The organism is Aminithiophilus ramosus (assembly GCF_018069705.1).
GTDB classification, from domain to species: Bacteria; Synergistota; Synergistia; order Synergistales; family Aminithiophilaceae; genus Aminithiophilus; species Aminithiophilus ramosus.
This window is the reverse complement of the sequence record NZ_CP072943.1, coordinates 2,949,980-2,970,610: the sequence shown is the minus strand read 5'-3', so window position 1 is coordinate 2,970,610 and position 20,631 is coordinate 2,949,980. Positions and strand designations below refer to the sequence as shown.

Below are 20,631 nucleotides of genomic sequence, written 5' to 3'. Positions count from 1 at the left end.
GAGGACAGGGCCTTTTTTGTCTGAATGAGGGGGCGCTGGCGATGGAGAAGGTTTTTCCACCTTTTGAAGAGGATGGGAGGTACGTTTATGGTCTTGCCTTGATTTTGGAGAGAGTGTCTTTCACTTCTTTGGGGATTGGTGGCAAACCGGTTCGCATGATTATCTCCGGGGATTTATGCGCTATCGTTCATGATTGTCTTCCGCAGCCTTATCGATCGGCAGAGGCGGATTCAGTTCGAGCGTGGGTGATGGATCATCATCGAGTGCTCGATGAAGCGAGTAAGGTGTTTGATTGTGTTGTCCCTGTTAGTTTTGATACGATTGTCTGCGCTCAGGGAGAGCTTTCTTCTGATCATGTAATATTAAAATGGCTTCAAGAAGAGCAAGAATCTCTAACCTGCATGATGCGTAGATTTAAAAATAAAAATGAATATGTTGTCCAGCTTTTTTGTGCAACGGATGTTTTGGAAAATAAAATAGCTTTTGAAAATAAATATCTACTTAAATTAAAGCAAGATATTGATTTGAAGTCTCCGGGAGTTGCTTATATGTATAAACAAAAACTAGATAAGGCCATTAAGGATGAAGTTTTAATTGAAATAAATAAGTTTTCTGATTATTTTTATAATAAAGTTTTGTCTTGCTGCAGTGAAATTGTAATAGAAAAGCCTAAAAAAACTGATGCTTCGTCTAAAATGATATTAAACCTGTCCTGTATGGTTGATAACGATAAAATTGACGGTTTAGGTAATTTTTTGGATGAAATAAAATTATATGATAGTTTTTCTGTCAGATTTACAGGGCCTTGGCCACTTTATAGCTTTGTTGGTGATATAAGTGGAATTTCTCGGAGTATTAGCTCTAACTACGTGGAATAAAGCGTTAGCATGAAGCCTACTAGGGATTACGATGCAACTTTGGTTGATTTGTTAGAGAGAATTCTAGATAAAGGAATTGTTCTTCATGCTGATATAATTATTCATGTTGCTGGAATTCCTTTGTTAGGATTAAGTCTTAAGGCTTGTATTGCTGGAATGGAGACAATGCTTCGTTATGGCATATGGAATGATTGGGATGAAGCTCAAAGGGCATATGCCATTGAAGAAACAGAAAAAAATAAACTTATTTTAAATTTGAATGAAAAAGTCTTTTTGAAAACATTTGTTTCTATACTAAAAAATAATTGTCCTTATGAAAATTGGAAATCAGGATTTCTTTGTATTACATCTAACGAACTAATTGTTTCTCAAAACAACTCTAAAAATGTCATATTGAGATGTTTTTTGTCGGATGTAAATATATTTAATGTAACTAAAAAGAAAGATGAAGGTAGTTTGGAAATGGATGTCATGGATTTCTCTCTTGTGTCAGGTGGTTCATTCTTGTTGCGTTCTCGTGATATGCTTAAAATCAAATCCGTTTTAGAAAATAGGATTAACTCTATAGCTTGAAATGTAAATATAATGATGGGAAGTGAAAATTGTGAATGCTGAAGAGGCTATTAAAAAAGCCAGAGAAGATCTTTCTCTTTTAGCTCAACTTTCTGTAGAGAGAGTGGTGGGAGTTTCTAGGATGGATGGTCAATGGATTGTGTCTGTCGAAGGGCTTGAGCGTAAATCCATACCGGAAACGATGGATGTGTTGGGTCGTTACGATGTCTTTCTCGACGAAAATGGAGGATTGATTTCATTTGAACGAAAAAACCTGCGTTATAGAGGTAATACGGATATTGAATAGATAATTTTCGATAAATTTATTTATATATCGGCTTATCCAACAACGGGGCTCTCCGTTTTTGAGAGCCCCGTTGTGCCGTTTTGGCTGGTCTTTGGGTGTCCTTGGATGTTTTACGTATCGCCCATGGGGCTTTCAGCGAAAGGCCGCTGCCTCGGCCATGGCCACTTCCAGAAGAGAGGGAAGTTCGTCGAGGAGGTAAGGGAGATGGACGCGCTCGGTGCTCTTGTGGGCGTCCCGCCCGAGAGGACCCACGTTGAGGATGGGGATATCGAGAGAGGCCAGGGCCTCCAGGGGAAAGCGGTAGAGCCTGCCCCAGCCCGGGACGTTACGGGCCAGCAGATCCAGCTCGGCCCTGTCGGCGGAAAAGCCGCAGTAGCTCAGGTCGCTGACGCCCTCGAAAAGGGGGCGGAGGCCCAGATGACGGCCGAAACGGCTTCGTGCCGCCTCGGCCACGGCTTGGGCGACGGCGGCCATGCGGCGGTCGCCCTCGGAACGTCCCCCGTTGATCCGGTGCGGGTAGTAGGGGAAGAGAAAGCCCACGACGATGAGGGGGCCCCTCTCTCCCGACGCGTCGAGGAGGGCCGAGGCGATTTCCAGGGCGGCGAGGCGAGGGTCCTCGCTTTTTCTCTTTTCGAGGACGGTTTCCGTCAGAGAGGTCACGTCGACGCCTGCCGCCGAGGCCTGATCGAGCAGCGTTTCGTAGCGGACGACCCGGGGCTCCCCTGCGGGAGGCGTCACGGGGCGGGGGCGGTGGAAAGAGAAGGAGCGCGCCGAGGCGTCGATCTGGGACAGAGCCCGTCGCTGAGCCTCCAGGGCCGCCGCCGTCAGCTCCTCCATGAGGTCGGAGGGGAGGCCGTCGACGGTGAGCCGGCTGTAGAGAAGTCCCTGTCTGTCGGCCAGGGTGGCTCCGTAATCGGGCCGGAGATCTCTCTGCCAGATGGAGGCGTAGCCGGGGTAGGCCACGCCGTCGAGGCGGTCCGTCAGGTCGGCGTTGCCGTCGAGGATCGTGTTGAGGTGAGAGCCGATGAGGGCTCCCGAAAGGCCTTCGTAGTACTCTCCGACGTGGGCTCGTCTGCCGAGGCAGAGGAAGAAGGGGTTGATCTTGCCGATGCTCCCCAGGTGGATGGAGGCCTCCTCACCCTCTCCCGTCGTCACCGTGGGCTCGGCGTCGATGCAGCCCAGAAAACGGAGCCCCTCTTCTTGAAGGCGGACCAGGTGGGGGAGAGACCCCGTCATGCCCAGGGAGCTCGTCTCCTCGTCGGGTACGACGAGGAGAGCCACGTTGCAGGGAAGGGTCGCAGGACGGTGGGAGGCCTCGGCCAGGAGAATGGTTTCGACGGCGACGCCGCCTTTCATGTCGGCCACGCCTCGGCCGAAGAGCCATTGGCCCGAGCGGAGATCGTCGTCGATCTTTCGAGGCAGGACGATTTCCTTGAGGGCCTCCGTGTAGGCCCGAGGGTCGAAGGCGAGCCGTTGCAGATCGGCCAGAGGTTCGGGGGCGACGACGTCGATGTGTCCCATGAGGAGGATCGTCGCTTCCGTGGGAGGTTCGGCCCGGACGAGGGCCCAGAGGGCCTTCCGTTCCAACGGATCGTTCTCGAGATCGAGAAGGCGCAGATCGCCGCCGGAATCGGCGAAATAGGGTTCCCGGGCGAGGCGGTCGCGCAGAAGGTTTACGACGGCAAGCTCTCCTTCGGCGTCGGGAGAGACGCTGGGAATGCGGCAGAGATCAAAAAGCAGTTCGAGGATCTTTTCCCGTCGCTCCACGATCGATCCTCCTTGTTCAGAATCGGTTGCCCAGCACGAGGCGCGGGAGCCATAGGGCCAGGTCGGGAAGGTAGGTGACGGCCAGAAGAGTGGGCAGCCAGGCGAAAAGGATGAAAATCATGGCGGGCTTGAGCATCTGAGAGACGGGCGTCTTGGCCAGCCGGCCGCCGAAGTAGAGCGTCGGCGCCGTCGGAGGCGTCACGTTTCCCATGCCGAGATTGACGCCGATGATGGCGGCGAAGTGGATGGGGCTGACGCCGAGCTTCATGACGACGGGCAGGAGGATGGGGGTGCACAGAAGCATGGCGCTCACGTCATCCATGATCATGCCCACGATGATCATGAAGATATTGAGCATGAGGAGAATGACCTTGGGGTTCGTCGAGACGGAGCGGAGGACGTTCATGATCATCGAAGGAAGATCTTCCATGACATAGATGCGGCTCAGCATCATGATGCAGAACATCATGAGCATGACGACGCCCGTCGTCGTCGAGGTCTCGACGAGAACGTCGACGAAGGTCTTCCCGTTCAGGCCCCGGTAGATCCAGAAGCCGACGGGAATGGAGTAGAGGACGGCCACGGCGGCGGCCTCGGTGGGCGTCATGATGCCGCCGTAGGTCCCGCCGAGGACGATGACGGGCATGAGGAGGGCCGGAGCGGCCTCCCAGGAGCGCTTGCCCAAGGTCCGCATCGTTTCGGTCCCGCTCATGGGAGGGGCCACGTAGATCTTTTCGTCCCTGCGGAGCATGATGACGTTCAGGATCGATAGGAGAACGGTCAGAAGGATCCCCGGACCGACGGTCGAGAGGAAACAGGCCAGGACGGACTGCTGCCCCACCCAGGCGTAGAGAATCATCTGCGAGCTGGGCGGAATGAGCAGCCCCAGCGGGGCGGCGCAGGAGACGAGGGCGGCGCTGTGTCCCATGGGATAGCCGTTCTCTCGGAGGCGGGGGAACATGATGGAGCCGATGCAGGAAATGGTGGCGGCACAGCTCCCCGAGATGGAGCCGAAGACGGCGCAGGAGACGACGGCGACGACGCCCAGGCCTCCCTTGACGCGCCCGACGACGACATCGACGAGATTGACGAGGGACGACCCGATGCCTCCCCGGTCCATGAGGCCGCCGACCATGATGAAAAGGGGAATGGCCAGGAGGACGACGGAACTCATCTGGCCGAAACTGTAGGGCAGAAGGAAGCTGGGCGCGTAGCCCTGAGTCAGGACGAGAAAGGTCGTGGAGAGCATGAAGCAGAAGGGGACGGGCAGGCCGACGAGGAGGGTGAGCACGATGAGCAGAAGGGCTGCGGCGATCGTCATCGCGGGCTCACCTCGCCTGGGTGGCTTCAGCCGTCGAATCCTTGCGCAGGAAAGCCCGGATCTCCAGGAATTCCTCGGCGAGGTAGACGACGGAATAGAAGCTCATGATCAGGTAGCCCGCGAGGACCGAGGACTGGCCTACGGCGAGAGGGATCGCCCAGATGAGAGTCCGGGGCATCTCCTGAAGGCTGTAGCCGATGAAGTCCAGCCCCCACCAGGAAAAGAGGAGGCAGAGAGCCGTCATCGTAGCCTGAACGGCCAGAGAGAGGATCCTCCGGGGTTTTTCCGACAGAAGCTGGGGGATGATGTCGGCCCTTACGTGGCTCTTTTCGTAGACGCCGTAGGAGCTGCCCATGAAATAGAGCCAGAAGGCGACGATGACGATGATCTCCTCCATCCCGTAGAGATCGGATTTGAAGACGTAGCGCATCAGGACCTGGGCGCACATGATGAGGGCGACGAAGAGGCTGGACAGGATGAGGATCGCCTTCTGGAAGAGGCCCAGAACCCTCCAGAACAGGGAGCCTTTGATCGCTTCGATGGCGTTCACGAAGTCACCTCCGGTCTGAGGTCGGGGAGGAAGAGCGGTTTCCTTCCTCCCCGACCGATGTCTTACTGGTAGGCCTCCATGAGGCGATCGACGAGATCGTCGCCGAGCCGCTCCTTCAGCTTGGGCCAGGTCCGGGCACGGATGTAGCGGGCCATCTCGGCCTTCTCGGCGTCGGTGAAGGTCGTCACCTCGATGCCCCGTTCCCTCATCTTGGCCAGATAGTCGCCGTCTTCCTGCTGGCAGAGCTGGAAGCTCAGATCGGCCTCGGCGTCGACGGCCTCCTGAAGGACCGTCCGGTCCTCCTCGGAGAGGCCTTCCCAGAGCTTTTTGTTGATCATCATCGTCGTCTGATCGAAAAGGCTGTCGTAGGCGACGTAGTGCTTGATAACATCGCCGAAAACCTGATAATTGATCTGGGAAGATCCGCCGATCCATCCGTCGCAGACGCCCGTCTGAATGGCACTGTAGGTGTCGGCATAGGGAATCGTCGTCGTCCGGAAGCCCATGTCCTCGGCCATGTACTTGTAGACGGCCACGGGAGCGACCCGCACGAGAAGGCCCTTGTCGGCCTTGGGGTCCAGGGGTTTTTCCGGCTTTTTCGTCGATCCCAGTCCGATGAAGCCTTCGCCGAAGATCCGAAGCTGCTTGACGCCGAGCTTGTCCAGGGCCGCGTCAAGGGTGTCGCACACGAAGGCCCCCGGTGAGAGGGCCTGCCGGATCTGGGTGTAGTTCTCGGCCAGGAAGGGCATGGAACCCAGTTCGAGGGTCACGTCGAACTGGCTGGGGAGGAAGATGAGGCCCATCTCGATCGTCCCCCGGCGGATCTCCTCAAAGACCTGGGTGTAGTCGCCCAGCTGGTTCATGGGAAAGACCTTCATCTCGATGCGACCGTCGGTCCGCTCCTTCACCTTTTCGGCGATCCGGTAGAGCGACTGCGTCGAGCGGTACTCGACGGGCGATATCCCCGCCACCTTGATCGTCGTCTTGGCCGAGGCCACAGGGGCCGTTCCGACCGTTACCGCCAGAAGCAGGGCGGCTCCGAGGAGCAAAAAACGCTTCGCCTTTTTCATCGCAATCCCCTTTCTCTGTCACCGTATTCCCTTTCCCCTTCCCGTCCCCGATTCGAGCGCTTGACGGCGCACCACCTCCCCTTTTTCGACGGCCAGGCAGAAAGCTCAGCGACGGAACTGGAGTTTGAGCGAAAGTTCCTCCGCTCCGTCCTTGAGCAGTTGAAGCCATTGGGTGATCCTTTCCTCTGTGGCGCGCTCCGTCGCCGCCGAAAGGCAGAGGCAGGACCAGACCTCTCCGTTGCGGTCGAAGACGGGAACGGCGAGACTGACATGTTCGAGGCTGAACGTCCGGTCCTCGAAGGCGTAGCCCTTCTGGCGGATCGTCTCGTAGAGCGCCGTCAGTCGTTCGGGGTCGGTCTCGGTGAGGGGGGTCCGCTTCGGCAGCTCGGCCTGGCCGAGGAGGGCGGCGATCTTCTCCCCGCCCTGAAAGGCGCAGAGCGCCATGGCCGAGGCACCGGAGTTGACGGGGATGCTCTTGCCGATGAAGTCGTTGTAGCCGTAGATCCCCTCGGGGGTGCTCTTCTTGTAGGCCGGGAAGGCCCGGTCGCCCTCCCAGAGGGTGAGATAGGTCGTCTCCCCGCTGGAGCGATGGATGTAGGCCAAGATCGGATCGGCCAGCTCCTCCAGCCCTTTGAGTTGGCCGTAGACCCGCCCCAGCCGCAGGACGACGGGACCCAGGTGGTACTTTTTCGTCGACCGATCCTGAATGACGACGTGTTCCGCCCTGAGGGCGTCGAGAAGCTTGAAGGCGCCGCTCCGCCCCATGTCCAGATTTTCCGAGATCTCTTTGAGGCCGTATTCGTAGGGTGGCTCTCCGAGAAGTTTGAGGATGCGGATCCCTTTGTCGAGGCTGCTCAATGGGCGTCTCTCCTTGTTTCCTATTTGGAAAAGATATTTCCTAAACAGGGGGTGATGTCGAAAGTGTAGGTCAGGGAAGTTCCGTTGTCAAATTTGTATTCCTTTCAGGGGCGGATCGGAGATCAACGGGGACGGAAAGGTTTGCCGGAGGCTGTCGCGTCCTCCCCCCGCAGAGGGAGTCTGCCTCTCGGCAGGGGAGGCGGAAGGGAGCACAAAGGGGGCGCCGAAAAAGCGGCGCCCCCTTTGTGCTCCCTTCCGCGTTTTCCCTCGCCGTCGAGGTAGAAACGGCCGTCAGGCGGCGAGGAGGGCCAGATAGCCGCCGTAGCAGGCCAGGAGGCAGGCTCCCTCCCGTCGGGCCAGGCGGAACCCCGTGAAGGAGAAGAGGACCAGAAGGAGAGAGAGGGCGACGAGGCCCAACCCTTCGGGGCCGAAGAGGTTCCAGGAGAGTTTGAGAGGGCCCAGCTGGGCCGAGACGCCCAGGATGGCCAGGACGTTGAAGATGTTCGATCCCAGAAGGTTGCCCAGGATGAAGTCCGAATCGCCCCGCCGGGCCGCCACGAGGCAGCTCGACAGTTCGGGGAGACTCGTCCCCAGGGCGACGACGGTGAGGCCGATGAGGTGTTCGCCCACTCCAAGGTGGCGGGCGAGGGTGACGGCGCCGTCGACGAGAAGGTCGGCGCCGAGGGCCAGGAGGGCCACGGCTCCGGCGACGGCGGCCAGTGCGGGAAGGAGGCCGGGGCGGGTTGTTGCGTCGACGGCGACGGGTTCCGTCCCCTTCAGGGTGAAGAGGGTGTAGGTGCCCAGAAGAGCCAGCAGAAGGAGGCCGATGAGGGGGGTGATCTCGCCGAAAGAGAGGAGGGCGACGAGGATGAGGCTCGTCAGGACGAGGAGGGGCAGGTCGCGGCGGAAGGCCCTTCTGTCGACGGCGATGGGCCTCAGCAGAACGGCCAGGCCCAGGATGAGCCCCACGTTGGCCACGTTCGATCCCAGGACGTTGCCCATGACGAGGTCGCCCGATCCCCTGAGGGTGGCCGAAAGGGCCGCCGCCAGCTCCGGTGCCGACGTGCCGAAGGCGACGACGGTGAGGCTCACGACGAGGGGAGAGAGTCCCAGCCGCCGGGCCAGAGAGGTGCTTCCCCCGACGAGGACCTCGCCGCCTCCGTACAGCAGGGCCAGCCCCGCCACGATTTTCATCCAGATCATCATCGGTTCCTCCTCTGTATCGATTCGGGCACAAAAGGCGAGACCTTCGAATCCGACTCGCGTCGTCTCCGAAGGTCTCGCCGATCGGTCTCTCTCCGACGACGGCACCAGGCCTTCCGGCCATGCTGTTGATGCCGTCACGTGCGGCTACTCCCCTTGCGGGATCGGAGCTCAGTATTCTCCTTTTCTGTCCTCATGTCAAGGATGAGTTGCCGGCCTGGATCCGCAGGCAAAAACAGGATGGAAGCCTCTTCGGCCCGGCCAGGAGGTGCCTGAAAAACGGAGACGCTCGCCTCGAACCCGCACCTGCGAAGGGATTTGAACGGGCCTTGAATCCGTGGGGCCGAGGGCGTTTGTCTTGAGGAGACTGCGGATTCGGAGTCGGCGGTCTCCGGCGGCGCGCCCGTCGCCGAAACCCGTCGACGTCCGGGCCGGCTCTGACGTACAATGACCGGGCCGGAACAGAACCTGCCGTCAGGAGGAGAAGGGCCATGGAGATCACCGGAGAGGACCTGAAGCAGTTTTTCTCGCGCAGCCGCCATCTCATGGCCGTCTGCGACGACAGGGCACGCCTGATTGCCGTCAACCCGGCCTGGCTGGAGGCGACGGCCATGGCCCTTTCGGAGATTCGGGGAGAGCCGCTCTGCCATCTCGTTCACGAGGAGGACGCCCGTCTGGTCGAGGGCGTTCTGCGTCGTCTCGAGAGAGAGGCGACGCTCGATGTCCGCCTTCGCCGTCGAAAGGGGGGGGCGCTCTGGGTGGAACTCTCTCTCTTTCGCGAGGAACGCCGGGCCAGGCTCTACGTGACGGCCGTCGACATCAGCGTCCGCGTCGGCGAGGAGGAGGCCCTCGCCGCGGGCGAGGCCTTCCTGGAGCGGCTTCACAGCTCCGTTCCCCAGGCGGCCTTCCTCTACTTCGTCTCCGAGGGGCGTTCCGTCCTCCTCAGCCAGGAGGGGCTCAGCCCTCTGGGGTATCGCTGCAGCCGATCCCTTCCCGTCGCGTCGATCCTCCATCCCGACGATCTTCCCGTCGTCCGGGCCCTGCCGGAACGGTTGGCTCCTCTGGCGGAGGGGCAGTCGACGGAGGTCATCCTCCGTTTCCGTCACCGCGACGGCCGGTATCGGACGTTCCTCGTCAGAGAGACGCCCTTCCGGCGCGACGAGAGAGGTTCCGTCACGCAAATCCTGGCCGTCGCCGTCGATATCACCGATCAGAAGGACCGGGAGGCCTCTGCCCTTGAACAGGCCTGCCGCGACGACCTGACCGATCTCATGAACCGTCGCGCCCTCATGGCCACCCTTCGCGACTTCCTCGAAAAAGGCGACCCCTTCGCCCTTTCCTATCTCGACCTGGATCACTTCAAGGAGGTCAACGATTCCTTCGGCCACGGCCGAGGCGACGCTCTTCTCCGTCAGATCGGCCGCAGACTCTCCGAGAGCGCCGGACCGGGAGACGTCGTGGCCCGCCTCGGCGGAGACGAATTCGTCGTTCTCATGAAAGAGATGGCCGACCGTCGCGTCGCGCAGGCGGCGGCGGAAGGTCTCAAGGAGGCCATCGAGACGATCGGCTCCTCCACAGACGGAATCTCTCTTTCGTGCAGCATCGGCGTCGCCCTCTTCCCCGAAGACGGTCGCGATGGAGAGGCCCTGCTGGCTGCGGCCGACGGGGCCCTCTATCGGGCCAAGGCCGCAGGAAGAAGCTGCATCCGCTGAAGGAGACAAAGCCGAAGGAGACAAGGATGGAAGAAAAGAGGCGCCCTCGAGGGCGCCTCTTTTCTTGAGGCATCGGAACTGTTGACAAGACCAGAAAAGCATGCCATTCTCCTGTTGGAATCTGGAATTCCAGATTCCAACAGGAGAATGGCATGGCGGAAAAGCGAGGAGGAGTGGCTGTGGCTCTGGATGTCTCCTTCAATTTCAAGGCTCTGCGGGAGCAGGTCTATGATTTCCTGAAAGAGGAGATGGCCGCCGGCCGTCTCTGCCCCGGCCAGATGATCAACATCCGGGAGATGAGCGCCCGCCTGGGAATCAGCCGGACACCGCTGCGCGATGCCCTTTTCGAGCTTCAGGGAGAGGGCTTCGTCCTCTTTCATCCGCGACGGGGCGTGGAGGTCCGTGGCCTTACGGCCGACGAGATCGCGCATGCCTATCAGGTGCTGGGGGCTTTGGAGTCTTCGGTGATCCTCCAGGACTTCGGCCGCATCGGCGGAAACTGCATGGCCCGTCTGGAGGCCGTCAACGCCGAGACGGCCATGGTCCTTCGGGAGGGGCTCTACGAGAGATATTGGGAGCTGAACCGTCGTTTTCACGAGACGCTTCTTTCCGTCTCGGAAAACGATTTGCTTTTGGGGTTGGCCGACAGGCTGAGAAAGCGGCTCTACGATTTCCCGGCGCGCCGTCGGTTCACGCCGCGCTGGGCGAGCCGCTCTCTTGAGGAACACCGTGAACTGGTGGCTTTCCTGGCTCGGGGGGATCGCCAGGGAGCGGCTCTGTACATGGCGGAAGTGCACTGGAACTACGAGCGTCAGAAAACGCTTGTGGAGGAATTCTATTTCGCGTCGCCGGAAGAGAAGGAGGCGAGTCGTCAAGAACGCGGTGCCTGACGGGACGGAAAAGGTGTTTTTCCGGTCGATAAGGAAAGGGAGTGACTGTGGTGAGCGATTCGTCGTACCTGCTTTTTGTCGGAGGATACCTGGTCCTGCTGGTTCTCATGGGGCTTTTCCTGGGCAAGCGGGAGGTCGGCAACAGCGATGATTTCATGGTGGCCGGACGCCGTCTGCCTCTGCTCGTCCTCGTCGGAACGCTTCTGGCCACTTGGGTCGGAGGAGGCACGGTCACCGGATCGGCCAATTTCATCTACACCTACGGGCCCTTTGCCGGGCTGCTTTTTTTCATCGGAGCCCCTGTGGGCATCGTCATCCTCTTCTTCGTCGCCGGCAAGGTGCGTGCCCTGGCGCGTTACACGGTGCCCCAGATTCTGGAGATGCGCTACGGCTCTCTGGCTCGTTTCCTTTCGGCGATCTGCATCATGCTGGCCTATCTGGGGATCATTTCCTACCAGTTCAAGGGAGGCGGTTACGTCCTCAACCTGACGACGGGCATGGATCTTCAGACGGGGACCATCATTTCCGCCTTTGTCATGGTCCTGCTCGCCGTCACGGGAGGGATGGTGACGATCGCCTACACGGATTTCTTCAGCGCTCTGCTCATCGTCGGCGGAATGGGGATCGGACTGCCCTTCGTCTTCGGGAAGGCGGGAAGCTGGAGCTCCATTCTCGGCCAGCTCTCGCCGGCACAGCTTTCCTGGTCGGGCGGGCTTTCGACGGTTCAGCTTCTGGGCTATATCCTCCCGCTGATTTTCCTCATCCTCGGTGACCAGAACATGTTCCAACGCTTCGGCTGCGCCAAGGACGCCAAGACGGCGGCCCGCTCCAACGTCGGCTTCTTCATCGGCGAGTGGCTCGTCATCGGTCTGGCCGTCACCTACGCCACGGCGGCCATCGTCCTCTTCCCCGGCATCCGACCCGACACGGCCATCCTCCAGATGGCCATGGGCGGCGTCCCCTTCGTCATCGGAGGCGTCATCCTGGCGGCGGCCGTGGCTTTCATGATCACGACGGGCGACTCTTTTCTCCTCTCTACGGCCACGAACGTCGTCTACGACATCATCCAGAAGTATTTCAAGCCCGATATGACGGAGCGGGAGAAGATCGTCTACACCCGGGCCTGTATCGTCGCCCTGGGGCTTTTGGCCTACGTCATCGGGACCTATTTCCCCGACATCCTCAAGATGCAGATGTACTCCTATTCCATGTACGGAGCGGCCATCACTCCGGCCCTTCTCGGGGCCATCCTCTGGCCGGGCGTCTCCAAGGCCGGAGGGCTGGCCTCCATCGTTACGGGCGGTGCCGCCGTGCTGATCTGGGAGATCGTCCTCAAACGGCCCCTGGGCTGGAACGCCATTCTCGTCGCCGCTCCTATGTCCATCCTCGTCCTGATCGTCGTCAGTCTCGTCACCGGCCGTCGGCCGGAGACGGCGGCCCGCTAGGACGGGCGTCATGGAAGACGGGAGAGTTCGCCTGCTGGCCCGGCATATCGTCGATTTCGCCCTTGAACTGCAGCGCGGGGACCGTCTGCTCGTCGAACTTCACGGCGAGGGGCTGCCTCTGGCCTTGGCCGTCGTCGAGGAGAGCTTCGACAGAGGGGCCCGTCCTTTCGTCCACCGCCACGACTACCGTCTGGAGCGGGCCCTTCTGCGGGGAGCCGACGCCTCTCTTCTGGAGGAGATCGCCGCCTTCGAGGTGGCCCGGATGGAGAAGATGGATGCCTACGTGGACATCAGGGGGACGGAAAACCTCTACGCCTGGAGCGACGTGCCTCAGGAAAAGCTCGACCTCTACCGGAGCCGCTACTTCGGTCCCCTCCATCTGCAGCGCCGTTGCGGCCATACCCGGTGGAGCGTCATGCGCTACCCCAACGACGCCATGGCCCAACAGGCCAAAATGAGCACGAAGGCCTTCGAGGACTTCTACTTCGGGGCCTGTCTCGTCGACTACGGCCGGATGGAGCGGGCCATGAGGCCTCTCGTCGACCTGATGGAGGGGACCGATCGGGTCCGCGTCGTCGGTCCCGGCGTCGATCTGGCCTTCTCCATCAAGGGGATAGGAGCCGTCGCCCTGGCCGGTCGCCGCAATCTTCCCGACGGCGAAGTCTATTCGGCGCCGGTCCGGGGTTCCGTCGAGGGGCGGGTGCGCTTCAATGTCCCCTTTCCCTACGAGGGCTTCGTCCTCTCCGATGTGGAGCTGGTCTTTCGGGAGGGGCGCGTCGTCGCCTGTTCCTGCAACGACGGACCGCGCCTCGAGGCCATCCTGGACACGGACGAGGGAGCCCGATTCCCCGGCGAGTTCGCCCTCGGCGTCAACCCCGAGATTCTCCACCCCATGGCCGATGTCCTCTTCGACGAGAAGATCGCCGGCAGCTTCCATCTGACGCCGGGCAACGCCTATGCCAATGCCGACAACGGCAACCGCTCCTCGGTGCATCTGGATTTCACCTGCATCCAGAGGCCGGAATACGGGGGAGGGGAGATCTACTTCGACGACAGGCTGATCCGCAAGGACGGTCTTTTCGTCGTCGAGGCCCTGGGGGATCTCAATCCGGACAGACTGAGCTGAAGGAGATGGTCAGGTGAACACGGAAGAACGGCTTCGTGCCCTGCGAGGGGTCATGGAGGAAAGGAACGTCGAGGCCTCGTTGATTCTTCAGCCTGACGATCTTTTCTATCTCAGCGGCTTCAAGGCCATCATCTATTCCCGTCCCTTCGCCTATCTGGTCGAAAGCGACGGGCTCTCCATGGCCCTTCCTTCCCTGGAGGAGGAGCACGTCCGGAAGGAGGCCCGTGCCGACCGTCTTCAGATCTATCACGAGACGCCCGAGCGAATCGACAGAGGATCTTCCTTCCTGGCGGCTCTCGACGCCCTTGTCTCCCCCCTGAGGCCCTCGTGCCGCCTGGGCGTCGAGAAGGGATACCTTCCCCTGGAGCTGGGCCGTTTCCTCGAGGAAAAGGGCTTCGTCCTCGTCGATGTGGGACGTGATATCGCCCTGGCCAGAACGGTCAAGGAGCCCAAGGAAATCGAGGCCATCACCCTGTCCGGAGACCTCGTCAGCTACGCCCTCAGGGCCTCTCTGGAACGGGCCCGTCCGGGCATGACGGAAATGGAGCTGGATCTGGCCGGCACGTCGGCTCTTTTCGCTCGAGTGGCCAGGGATTTCCCCTCGGCCACGGTGGATCATTTCGTCATGAGTCCTTCCGGACGGGAGAGAAGCGCCATGCAGCATGTCTTTTCCAGCACGCGCGCTCTTCAGCTCGGAGATGGCGTCATCCACAGCCGCCAGGTCGGCCTGAACGGCTACAGGGCCGAATGCGAAAGGACCTTTTTCGTCGGATCGGCCGATCCCTTCCAACGTCGGTGTTTTGCCGTCATGGCCGAGGCCCAGGCGGCGGCCGTCGCGGCCGTCAGGCCGGGAGTCCGGGCCGGCGACGTCGATGGAGCCGCCAGGCGCGTCATCGACGGGGCCGGATTCGGCGAGGCCTTCGACCACCGTACGGGCCACGGCATCGGCGTCACCTCCCACGAAGAGCCGTCGCTTCGTTTCGACAACGACGTTGTCCTGAAGGAGGGCATGGCCCTGTCCATCGAACCCGGCTTCTATCTGCGGGGCCGGGGGGGCTTCCGTCACTCCGACACCGTCATCGTCACGGCCGGGGGGGCCAGACAGGTCACATCCTATCCGAAAGATCTGGAAAGCCTCGTCATCGGCTGACGGCTTCAGCCAGTCGGTTCGTCGAGAAGCCCGTCGGACGTGGACCGATGCCTGCCAGCCAATAGCCCTTCGTGCTGTCCGGAAGAGACTCTTTGACCTCGAAGCCCGGCTTTTCATCCTAGGGGCCCGTCGGGCTCGGCCTGACGATCGTTGATCGATGCCCTTTTGTGCTATCCAGAGGAAATCTTTTGTTCTTGAAGTCGCGATCTTAGTCCGAGAGAGCAGGCCCAATCAACCTTTTCCCGGAGACGTCCGACAGCCCCCGGGGCAGGCGCAACCAACCTTTTTTCGGAGAGGCCCGACGGTCCCCTCGCCACGTCGAGGCGTCCGTCGGGCTTTTCGTTCCCGGGAATCGGACGCGGGTGAGGCTACGCCATCGACTCCGTCGCGAGGGTTCGTGGCAGGAGGATCACCGATCCCCGCGCCTTGCCCTTCGCGGAGCGGGGCTGTGGGGCGTCCTCGTGAGGCGTCGGCTTCGCCGCGGCTGTCCGTCTCTCCGGCGTCGAGGTCGTTGGCGGCGGGGATCGCCCGTCGGCCGATGGCGCCGGGGTCCTTCGTCGGCGTTGTCAGTCGAGTGCGCAATGCCCCGTCTTTGCCCTCTTGTGTTGTCTCTTGTGCATCTGTAAACTTTGTCTCACGTTGACTTTTTCCCGGTACTCTGGCAACATGACCTCGAAAAGGGTCCGGGCCTCGTGAGATTGCGCAGAGGGGAGGCTTTCGCCGTCGACGGGGCGAAAGGTCCTCCTCTCTTCCTTGCGTAGCTCTGTTCCTGCATGGACTCGGGGTTGGTGCTTTCTTTCTATAATCAATGGGAGGTGGTGCTGTGAAGCACCGGTTGTTTCGGGGCGGCGTACACCCCGAGGGCGGTAAGGAGCTGACAAGTGAGAAGGCGATCGTCCCCTTCTCTCCGGGCGGGATTCACGTTTTCCCCCTGGCTCAGCATATCGGTTCCCCCTGCCTTCCCCTCGTCGAGAAGGGGCAGGAGGTCCTGCGGGGTCAGTTGATCGCCTCTCCTCCCGAGGGGCGCATGGGCGTCTCGATTCACTCCAGCGTTTCCGGCACGGTCAAAGCCGTCGAGGTCCGTCCTCTCATCGGCGGCCGGGGGCCGTCCATCGTCATCGAGAGCGACGGCCAGGCCAGGGAGGTCCCCTTCGAGGAACGGCCCCGGTGGCGTGAACTCTCTCGCGAGGAGATCCTCTCCCTCGTCGGATCTTCGGGCATCGTCGGCCTGGGAGGGGCCTGCTTTCCCACGTCGGTCAAGCTCAACCCGCCGCCCGATTCCCCCATCGACACGGTCATCCTCAACGGCGCCGAGTGCGAGCCCTATCTGACCTGCGATGACCGCATCATGAGGGAACACGCCGACGAGATCGCCCAGGGGACGGAGCTCCTTCGGCTTCTCTTCCCCGAGGCCTCCGTCGTCGTCGGCCTCGAGGAGAACAAACCCGAGGCCATCGAGGCCCTGCGCAGGGCCTTCGCGGGCTCGGGCGGCGGGGCCGAGGTCCGGGCCCTCCCCGTCATGTACCCCCAGGGCTCGGAAAAGCAGCTCATCTACGCCGTGACGGGGCGGTCCGTCCCGTCGGGCAAGCTGCCCTGCGTCGTGGGCTGTCTCGTCCAGAACGTGGCCACGGTGCGCAACATGTATCTGGCCGTCGCCGAGGGGCGTCCCCTCATGGACCGCGTCATCACCGTCACGGGCGAGGCCTTCGTCTCGCCGGGTAACTTCCTCGTCCCTCTGGGGACTCTCGTCAGCCAGCTCGTCGAGGCCGCCGGGGGATTCAAGGAGGAGCCGGGCAAGGTCATCGCCGGGGGTCCCATGATGGGCGTCGCCCTGACGCGCCTCGACGTTCCCGTCGTGAAGGGGACGTCGGGCCTCCTGGCCCAGCCCAAGTCGATGACCCTGACGGAGCCGGAACAGGATTGCATCCGCTGCGGCCGCTGCATCGAGGTCTGTCCCATGGGGCTCGCCCCCAATCGCCTCAACCGCCTGGCCCTGCTGGAGGACTACGACGCCTTCGTCGACGAAGGCGGCATGGACTGTATCGAGTGCGGCTCCTGCTCCTACACCTGCCCGGCCATGCGCTACCTCGTCCAGAGCCTGCGCGAGGCCAAGCGGACGGCAGGCGCCCGAAGGAGGAAGTGAAGCCGTGAGTGAAAAACTGGTCGTCTCCGCGTCGCCCCACGTCCACGCCAATTCGTCGGTGCGGACCGTCATGGGCGACGTTCTCATCGCCCTTGTCCCGGCTCTGGCCGCCGCCGTCTACTTCTTCGGCCCCCGAGCCCTGATCCTGACGGCCGTCACGGCCGCCTCGGCCGTCGCCTCGGAGTACCTCTGGCAGAGGCTGCTGGGGCGGACCGTCACGATCGGCGACGGCAGCGCCGCCCTGACGGGCGTCCTGCTGGCCTTCAACGTGCCGCCCACCTTCCCCCTCTGGATGGCCGCCATCGGCGGCGCCTTCGCCGTCGTCATCGTCAAGCAGTTCTTCGGCGGCCTGGGCAAGAACGTCGTCAACCCGGCCCTGGCGGCCCGGGCCTTCCTCCTCGCCTCCTGGCCGGGGGCGATGACGACCTGGACCGTCGACGGCCTCTCGTCGGCGACAGCCCTGGGCATCCTCAAAGAGGGGGGGCAGGCCCTTCCCTCCATGATGGACCTCTTCGTCGGCCACGTCGGCGGCTGCCTGGGCGAGACGTCGACTCTGGCCCTCCTCGTCGGGGCGGCCTGGCTCCTCTGGCGCCGCGTCATCACGCCCGAGATTCCCGTCGTCTACATCGCCACGACGGCCCTCTTCACCTGGATTCTCGGTCGCGACGGTTTCTTCACGGGCAACGCCCTCTACGAGATTCTCTCCGGCGGCCTCTTCCTCGGCGCCATCTTCATGGCCACCGACTACGTCACGTCGCCCATGACCGTCAAGGGCCGGGCCGTCTTCGCCTTCGGCTGCGGCCTTCTGACGGCCCTCATCAGGCTCTACGGCAGCTATCCCGAGGGCGTCTCCTTCGCCATTCTTCTCATGAACCTCGTGACGCCCCTCATCGACAGAGGCTTCGGACCCCGTCGCTTCGGGGAGGTGACAAGCCGTGGGTAACGCGCTCCGCCCCGCCTGGATTCTTTTCATCGTCACGGCTCTGACGGGCCTTCTCCTCGGCTTCGTCCAGAACCTCACCGCCGAGCCCATCCGTCTCACGAGAGAGAGGGAGAGGGCCGAGGCCCTGCGTCGGGCCCTTCCCGCGGCGGAAAGCTTCCGCCCCGTCGAGAACGGCGACTTCCCCGGGATCGTCTCCGTCGAGGAGGCCCTGGCCGGAGGCGACTCGGTGGGGCTCTGCGTCACCCTCGACACGGCCGGCTACGGCGGCGAGATTCGCCTTCTCGTCGGCATCGGCAGCGACGGCGCCGTCACGGGCGTGGAGATCCTCTCCCACTCCGAGACGCCGGGCCTGGGAGCCAAGGCCGCCGGCGAGGCCTTCCGGGACCCTCTGAAGGGGATGACCGGTCCCGTCGAGGTCACGAAACAGCAGCCCCGGGCCAACGAGGTCGAGGCCATCTCGGGAGCGACCATCACGACCCGGGCCGTCGCCGACGGCCTCAACAGGGCTCTTGATGTCTTTCGTCAGGTGAAGGGAGGCGGCGTCTCGTGAAGGTGCTTCAGGAGAGACTCTGGGCCGGCCTGGTCAAGGAAAACCCCATCTTCGTTCAGGCCATAGGCATGTGCCCCACTCTGGCCGTCACGTCGAGCGCCACCAACGGCCTCGGCATGGGACTGGCCGTTCTGGCCGTCCTCTTCTGCTCCAACGCCGTCATCTCCCTCCTGCGGCGTTTCATCCCGGCCACGGTGCGCATCCCCTCCTTCATCGTCGTCATCGCCGGGTTCGTCACCATCGTCCAGTTCGCCACGGAGGCCTGGACTCCGACGCTCAACCGCTCCCTGGGGATCTTCATCCCCCTCATCGTCGTCAACTGCATCATCCTGGGCCGGGCCGAGGCCTACGCCTCGAAAAACGGCCTTCTGGCCTCCCTCTGCGACGCCGTCGGCATGGGGCTGGGCTTCACCGCCGCCCTGACGATCCTCGGCAGTGTCCGCGAGATCCTCGGCGCCGGAACCCTTTTCGGCAAGTCCTTCCTGCCCGCCGGATTCCAGCCCGCCCTGGTCCTCTCCATGGCTCCCGGCGCCTTCATCGCCCTCGGCGTCCTCCTGGCCCTCGTTCGCGTCATCCAGCTTCGCCGCAAGGGATCGGTGGCCCCCACGGGCTGCGGCAGCTGCAGCCTCTGCGGCGAGAACTGCCCCTCGGCGGGGAAGGGGGCTGAAGCCTGATGCACTGGTTCGAACTCTTCTTCGGCGCCATGTTCGTCAACAACATCGTCCTGGCCCGCTTCCTCGGCGTCTGCCCCTTCCTGGGCGTCTCGTCGCGGATGGGCACGGCCCGCGGCATGGGACTGGCCGTCATCTTCGTCATCGCCCTGGCCTCGTCGGTGACGTGGCTCGTCTACTACGCCATCCTCGAACCTCTGGGGATCACCTACCTCTCGACGATGGCCTTCATCCTCGTCATCGCCGCCGTCGTCCAGTTCGTCGAGATCGTCATGAAGAAGCTCTGGCCCGCCCTCTACCGCTCGCTCGGGATCTTCCTGCCCCTCATCACGACGAACTGCGCCGTCCTCGGCGTGGCCGTCCTCAACGTCCGCGAAGGTTTCGGCTTCGTCGAGTCCCTCGTCCACTCCGTGGGGACGGCGGCGGGCTTCATGCTGGCCCTGGTCCTCTTCGCCGGCCTGAGGGAGCGCATGGCCGAATCGAGCCGCGACGTCCACGAGGCGCTGCGGGGACTCCCCCTGTCGCTGGTGACGGCGGGGCTCATGGCCCTGGCCTTCATGGGCTTCCAGGGAATCTTCTAGTCGAAGGGAAGTGTGAACGATGGAGAGCCTCCTTTACCCGGTAATCGCGCTCGGCGGGCTGGGCCTGGCCTTCGGCCTTCTCCTGTCCTTCGCCTCGAAAAAGTTCGCCGTTCCCGTCGATCCCAAGGTGGAGGCCGTCAGGGCCCTTCTGCCCGGCGCCAACTGCGGCGCCTGCGGCTTCGAGGGCTGCGACATCTACGCCGAAAACGTCGCCTCCGGGGCGGCGGCCACCAACCGCTGTCCCATCGGCGGCCCCGACCTGGCCGCAGCCCTGGGACGTCTCATGGGCAGCGATGCCGGAGCGGAGGAGAGAAAAGTGGCCTCCGTCCGCTGCCGCACCGGCTGCGACCGCGGCATCGAGGCCTACATCTACCAGGGAATCCGGGACTGTCGCAAGGCCACCGTCCTCCCCGGAGGCGGCCCCAACGCCTGCAGCTTCAGCTGTCTCGGTTTCGGCACCTGCATCGCGGCCTGCGCCTTCGGCGCCCTCTCCGTCCGCGACGGCATCGTCGTCGTCGAGCGGGCCCTTTGCGTCGGCTGCGGCAAGTGCGTCGAGGCCTGTCCCCGGGGCGTGCTGGAGATGATCCCCCTCTCTCAGCCCGTCCGCCTGGCCTGCAACAACGCCGACAGGGGCGCCCAGGTGCGGGAGGTCTGTCCCGAGGGGTGCATCGGCTGCGGCCTCTGCGCCAAGTTCTGCGAGGCCAAGGCCATCGTGATGAAGGACAACCTCCCCGTCATCGACGGTTCCCTCTGCGTCGCCTGCGGCAAGTGCGTCGAGAAGTGCCCCGTCAAGGCCATCCTCATCACGCCTGCCGGGGCCGGAAAGATCACGCCCAAGGCATCGTAGAGGCCGGAGGCGACCAAAAGCGAGAGAACAGAAGGAACGCGCAGGTCCGGCGGCAAATCCGGACCTG

The 20,631-nt window shown here is 62.1% G+C and carries 20 protein-coding genes; 14 read left to right on the top strand and 6 right to left on the bottom strand.

Going from position 1 to position 20,631, the window contains the following annotated elements:
- The first annotated feature begins 41 nt into the window (after window positions 1–41).
- Genes KAR29_RS13390 through gvpO form a run of 3 tightly spaced genes read left to right on the top strand, consistent with a single transcriptional unit; the run spans window position 42 to window position 1,737 of the window.
- Window positions 42–878: a GvpL/GvpF family gas vesicle protein gene (locus tag KAR29_RS13390; RefSeq protein ID WP_274373494.1), complete on the top strand. Its 837-nt coding sequence runs from the start codon at window positions 42–44 to the stop codon at window positions 876–878.
- Between the two features lie 9 nt (window positions 879–887).
- On the top strand, window positions 888–1,451 hold the full coding sequence (locus KAR29_RS13385) for a gas vesicle protein (RefSeq protein ID WP_274373493.1): 564 nt from the start codon (window positions 888–890) through the stop codon (window positions 1,449–1,451).
- A 31-nt stretch (window positions 1,452–1,482) separates the two neighbouring features.
- The gene (gene gvpO, locus KAR29_RS13380) at window positions 1,483–1,737 is read left to right on the top strand and encodes a gas vesicle protein GvpO (protein ID WP_274373492.1); all 255 of its coding nucleotides are present in this window, start codon (window positions 1,483–1,485) and stop codon (window positions 1,735–1,737) included.
- 132 nt (window positions 1,738–1,869) lie between these two features.
- On the opposite strand, the gene KAR29_RS13375 is transcribed toward gvpO, so the two are convergent.
- From KAR29_RS13375 to KAR29_RS13350, 6 genes are all read right to left on the bottom strand, one after another.
- Window positions 1,870–3,504 (bottom strand): M20/M25/M40 family metallo-hydrolase, encoded by a 1,635-nt coding sequence (locus KAR29_RS13375; protein WP_274373491.1) that lies wholly within the window; start codon window positions 3,502–3,504, stop codon window positions 1,870–1,872.
- A gap of 16 nt (window positions 3,505–3,520) precedes the next feature.
- The gene (locus KAR29_RS13370) at window positions 3,521–4,825 is read right to left on the bottom strand and encodes a TRAP transporter large permease (protein ID WP_274373490.1); all 1,305 of its coding nucleotides are present in this window, start codon (window positions 4,823–4,825) and stop codon (window positions 3,521–3,523) included.
- A 7-nt stretch (window positions 4,826–4,832) separates the two neighbouring features.
- Window positions 4,833–5,375 carry a TRAP transporter small permease gene (locus tag KAR29_RS13365; RefSeq protein WP_274373489.1) on the bottom strand — a complete coding sequence of 181 codons (543 nt, stop codon included), beginning with the start codon at window positions 5,373–5,375 and terminating at the stop codon, window positions 4,833–4,835.
- A gap of 62 nt (window positions 5,376–5,437) precedes the next feature.
- The gene (dctP, locus tag KAR29_RS13360) at window positions 5,438–6,445 is read right to left on the bottom strand and encodes a TRAP transporter substrate-binding protein DctP (protein ID WP_274373488.1); all 1,008 of its coding nucleotides are present in this window, start codon (window positions 6,443–6,445) and stop codon (window positions 5,438–5,440) included.
- Between the two features lie 105 nt (window positions 6,446–6,550).
- Window positions 6,551–7,303: an IclR family transcriptional regulator gene (locus KAR29_RS13355; RefSeq protein ID WP_274373487.1), complete on the bottom strand. Its 753-nt coding sequence runs from the start codon at window positions 7,301–7,303 to the stop codon at window positions 6,551–6,553.
- Window positions 7,304–7,594: 291 nt separating this feature from the next.
- Window positions 7,595–8,506: a calcium/sodium antiporter gene (locus tag KAR29_RS13350; RefSeq protein WP_274373486.1), complete on the bottom strand. Its 912-nt coding sequence runs from the start codon at window positions 8,504–8,506 to the stop codon at window positions 7,595–7,597.
- 491 nt (window positions 8,507–8,997) lie between these two features.
- On the opposite strand from KAR29_RS13350, the gene KAR29_RS13345 reads away from it, so the two are divergent.
- The 11 genes from KAR29_RS13345 to KAR29_RS13295 all read left to right on the top strand — a co-directional run bounded on the left by KAR29_RS13345 (window position 8,998) and on the right by KAR29_RS13295 (window position 20,564).
- Window positions 8,998–10,218 (top strand): diguanylate cyclase domain-containing protein, encoded by a 1,221-nt coding sequence (locus tag KAR29_RS13345; RefSeq protein WP_274373485.1) that lies wholly within the window; start codon window positions 8,998–9,000, stop codon window positions 10,216–10,218.
- Window positions 10,219–10,370: 152 nt separating this feature from the next.
- Window positions 10,371–11,108 carry a GntR family transcriptional regulator gene (locus KAR29_RS13340; RefSeq protein WP_274373484.1) on the top strand — a complete coding sequence of 246 codons (738 nt, stop codon included), beginning with the start codon at window positions 10,371–10,373 and terminating at the stop codon, window positions 11,106–11,108.
- Window positions 11,109–11,158: 50 nt separating this feature from the next.
- Window positions 11,159–12,553, top strand: coding sequence for a sodium:solute symporter family protein (locus KAR29_RS13335; protein WP_274373483.1), 1,395 nt, complete (start codon window positions 11,159–11,161; stop codon window positions 12,551–12,553).
- Between the two features lie 10 nt (window positions 12,554–12,563).
- Window positions 12,564–13,679 (top strand): aminopeptidase, encoded by a 1,116-nt coding sequence (locus KAR29_RS13330; protein WP_274373482.1) that lies wholly within the window; start codon window positions 12,564–12,566, stop codon window positions 13,677–13,679.
- Between the two features lie 13 nt (window positions 13,680–13,692).
- Window positions 13,693–14,829, top strand: a complete 1,137-nt coding sequence (locus KAR29_RS13325; protein WP_274373481.1) for a M24 family metallopeptidase — start codon at window positions 13,693–13,695, stop codon at window positions 14,827–14,829.
- An 823-nt stretch (window positions 14,830–15,652) separates the two neighbouring features.
- Window positions 15,653–16,972: an electron transport complex subunit RsxC gene (gene rsxC, locus KAR29_RS13320; RefSeq protein WP_274373480.1), complete on the top strand. Its 1,320-nt coding sequence runs from the start codon at window positions 15,653–15,655 to the stop codon at window positions 16,970–16,972.
- Between the two features lie 4 nt (window positions 16,973–16,976).
- Complete coding sequence (locus KAR29_RS13315) at window positions 16,977–17,915, top strand: RnfABCDGE type electron transport complex subunit D (protein WP_274373479.1); 939 nt, start codon at window positions 16,977–16,979, stop codon at window positions 17,913–17,915.
- Window positions 17,908–18,465 (top strand): RnfABCDGE type electron transport complex subunit G, encoded by a 558-nt coding sequence (locus KAR29_RS13310; RefSeq protein WP_274373478.1) that lies wholly within the window; start codon window positions 17,908–17,910, stop codon window positions 18,463–18,465. The genes KAR29_RS13315 and KAR29_RS13310 overlap by 8 nt, the downstream gene beginning before the upstream one ends.
- Window positions 18,462–19,139: an electron transport complex subunit RsxE gene (rsxE, locus tag KAR29_RS13305; protein ID WP_274373477.1), complete on the top strand. Its 678-nt coding sequence runs from the start codon at window positions 18,462–18,464 to the stop codon at window positions 19,137–19,139. Before KAR29_RS13310 ends, rsxE begins: the two co-directional genes overlap by 4 nt.
- Window positions 19,139–19,717: an electron transport complex protein RnfA gene (locus KAR29_RS13300; RefSeq protein ID WP_274373476.1), complete on the top strand. Its 579-nt coding sequence runs from the start codon at window positions 19,139–19,141 to the stop codon at window positions 19,715–19,717. Before rsxE ends, KAR29_RS13300 begins: the two co-directional genes overlap by 1 nt.
- Window positions 19,718–19,736: 19 nt before the next feature.
- The gene (locus KAR29_RS13295) at window positions 19,737–20,564 is read left to right on the top strand and encodes an RnfABCDGE type electron transport complex subunit B (RefSeq protein WP_274373475.1); all 828 of its coding nucleotides are present in this window, start codon (window positions 19,737–19,739) and stop codon (window positions 20,562–20,564) included.
- Window positions 20,565–20,631 lie beyond the last annotated feature (67 nt).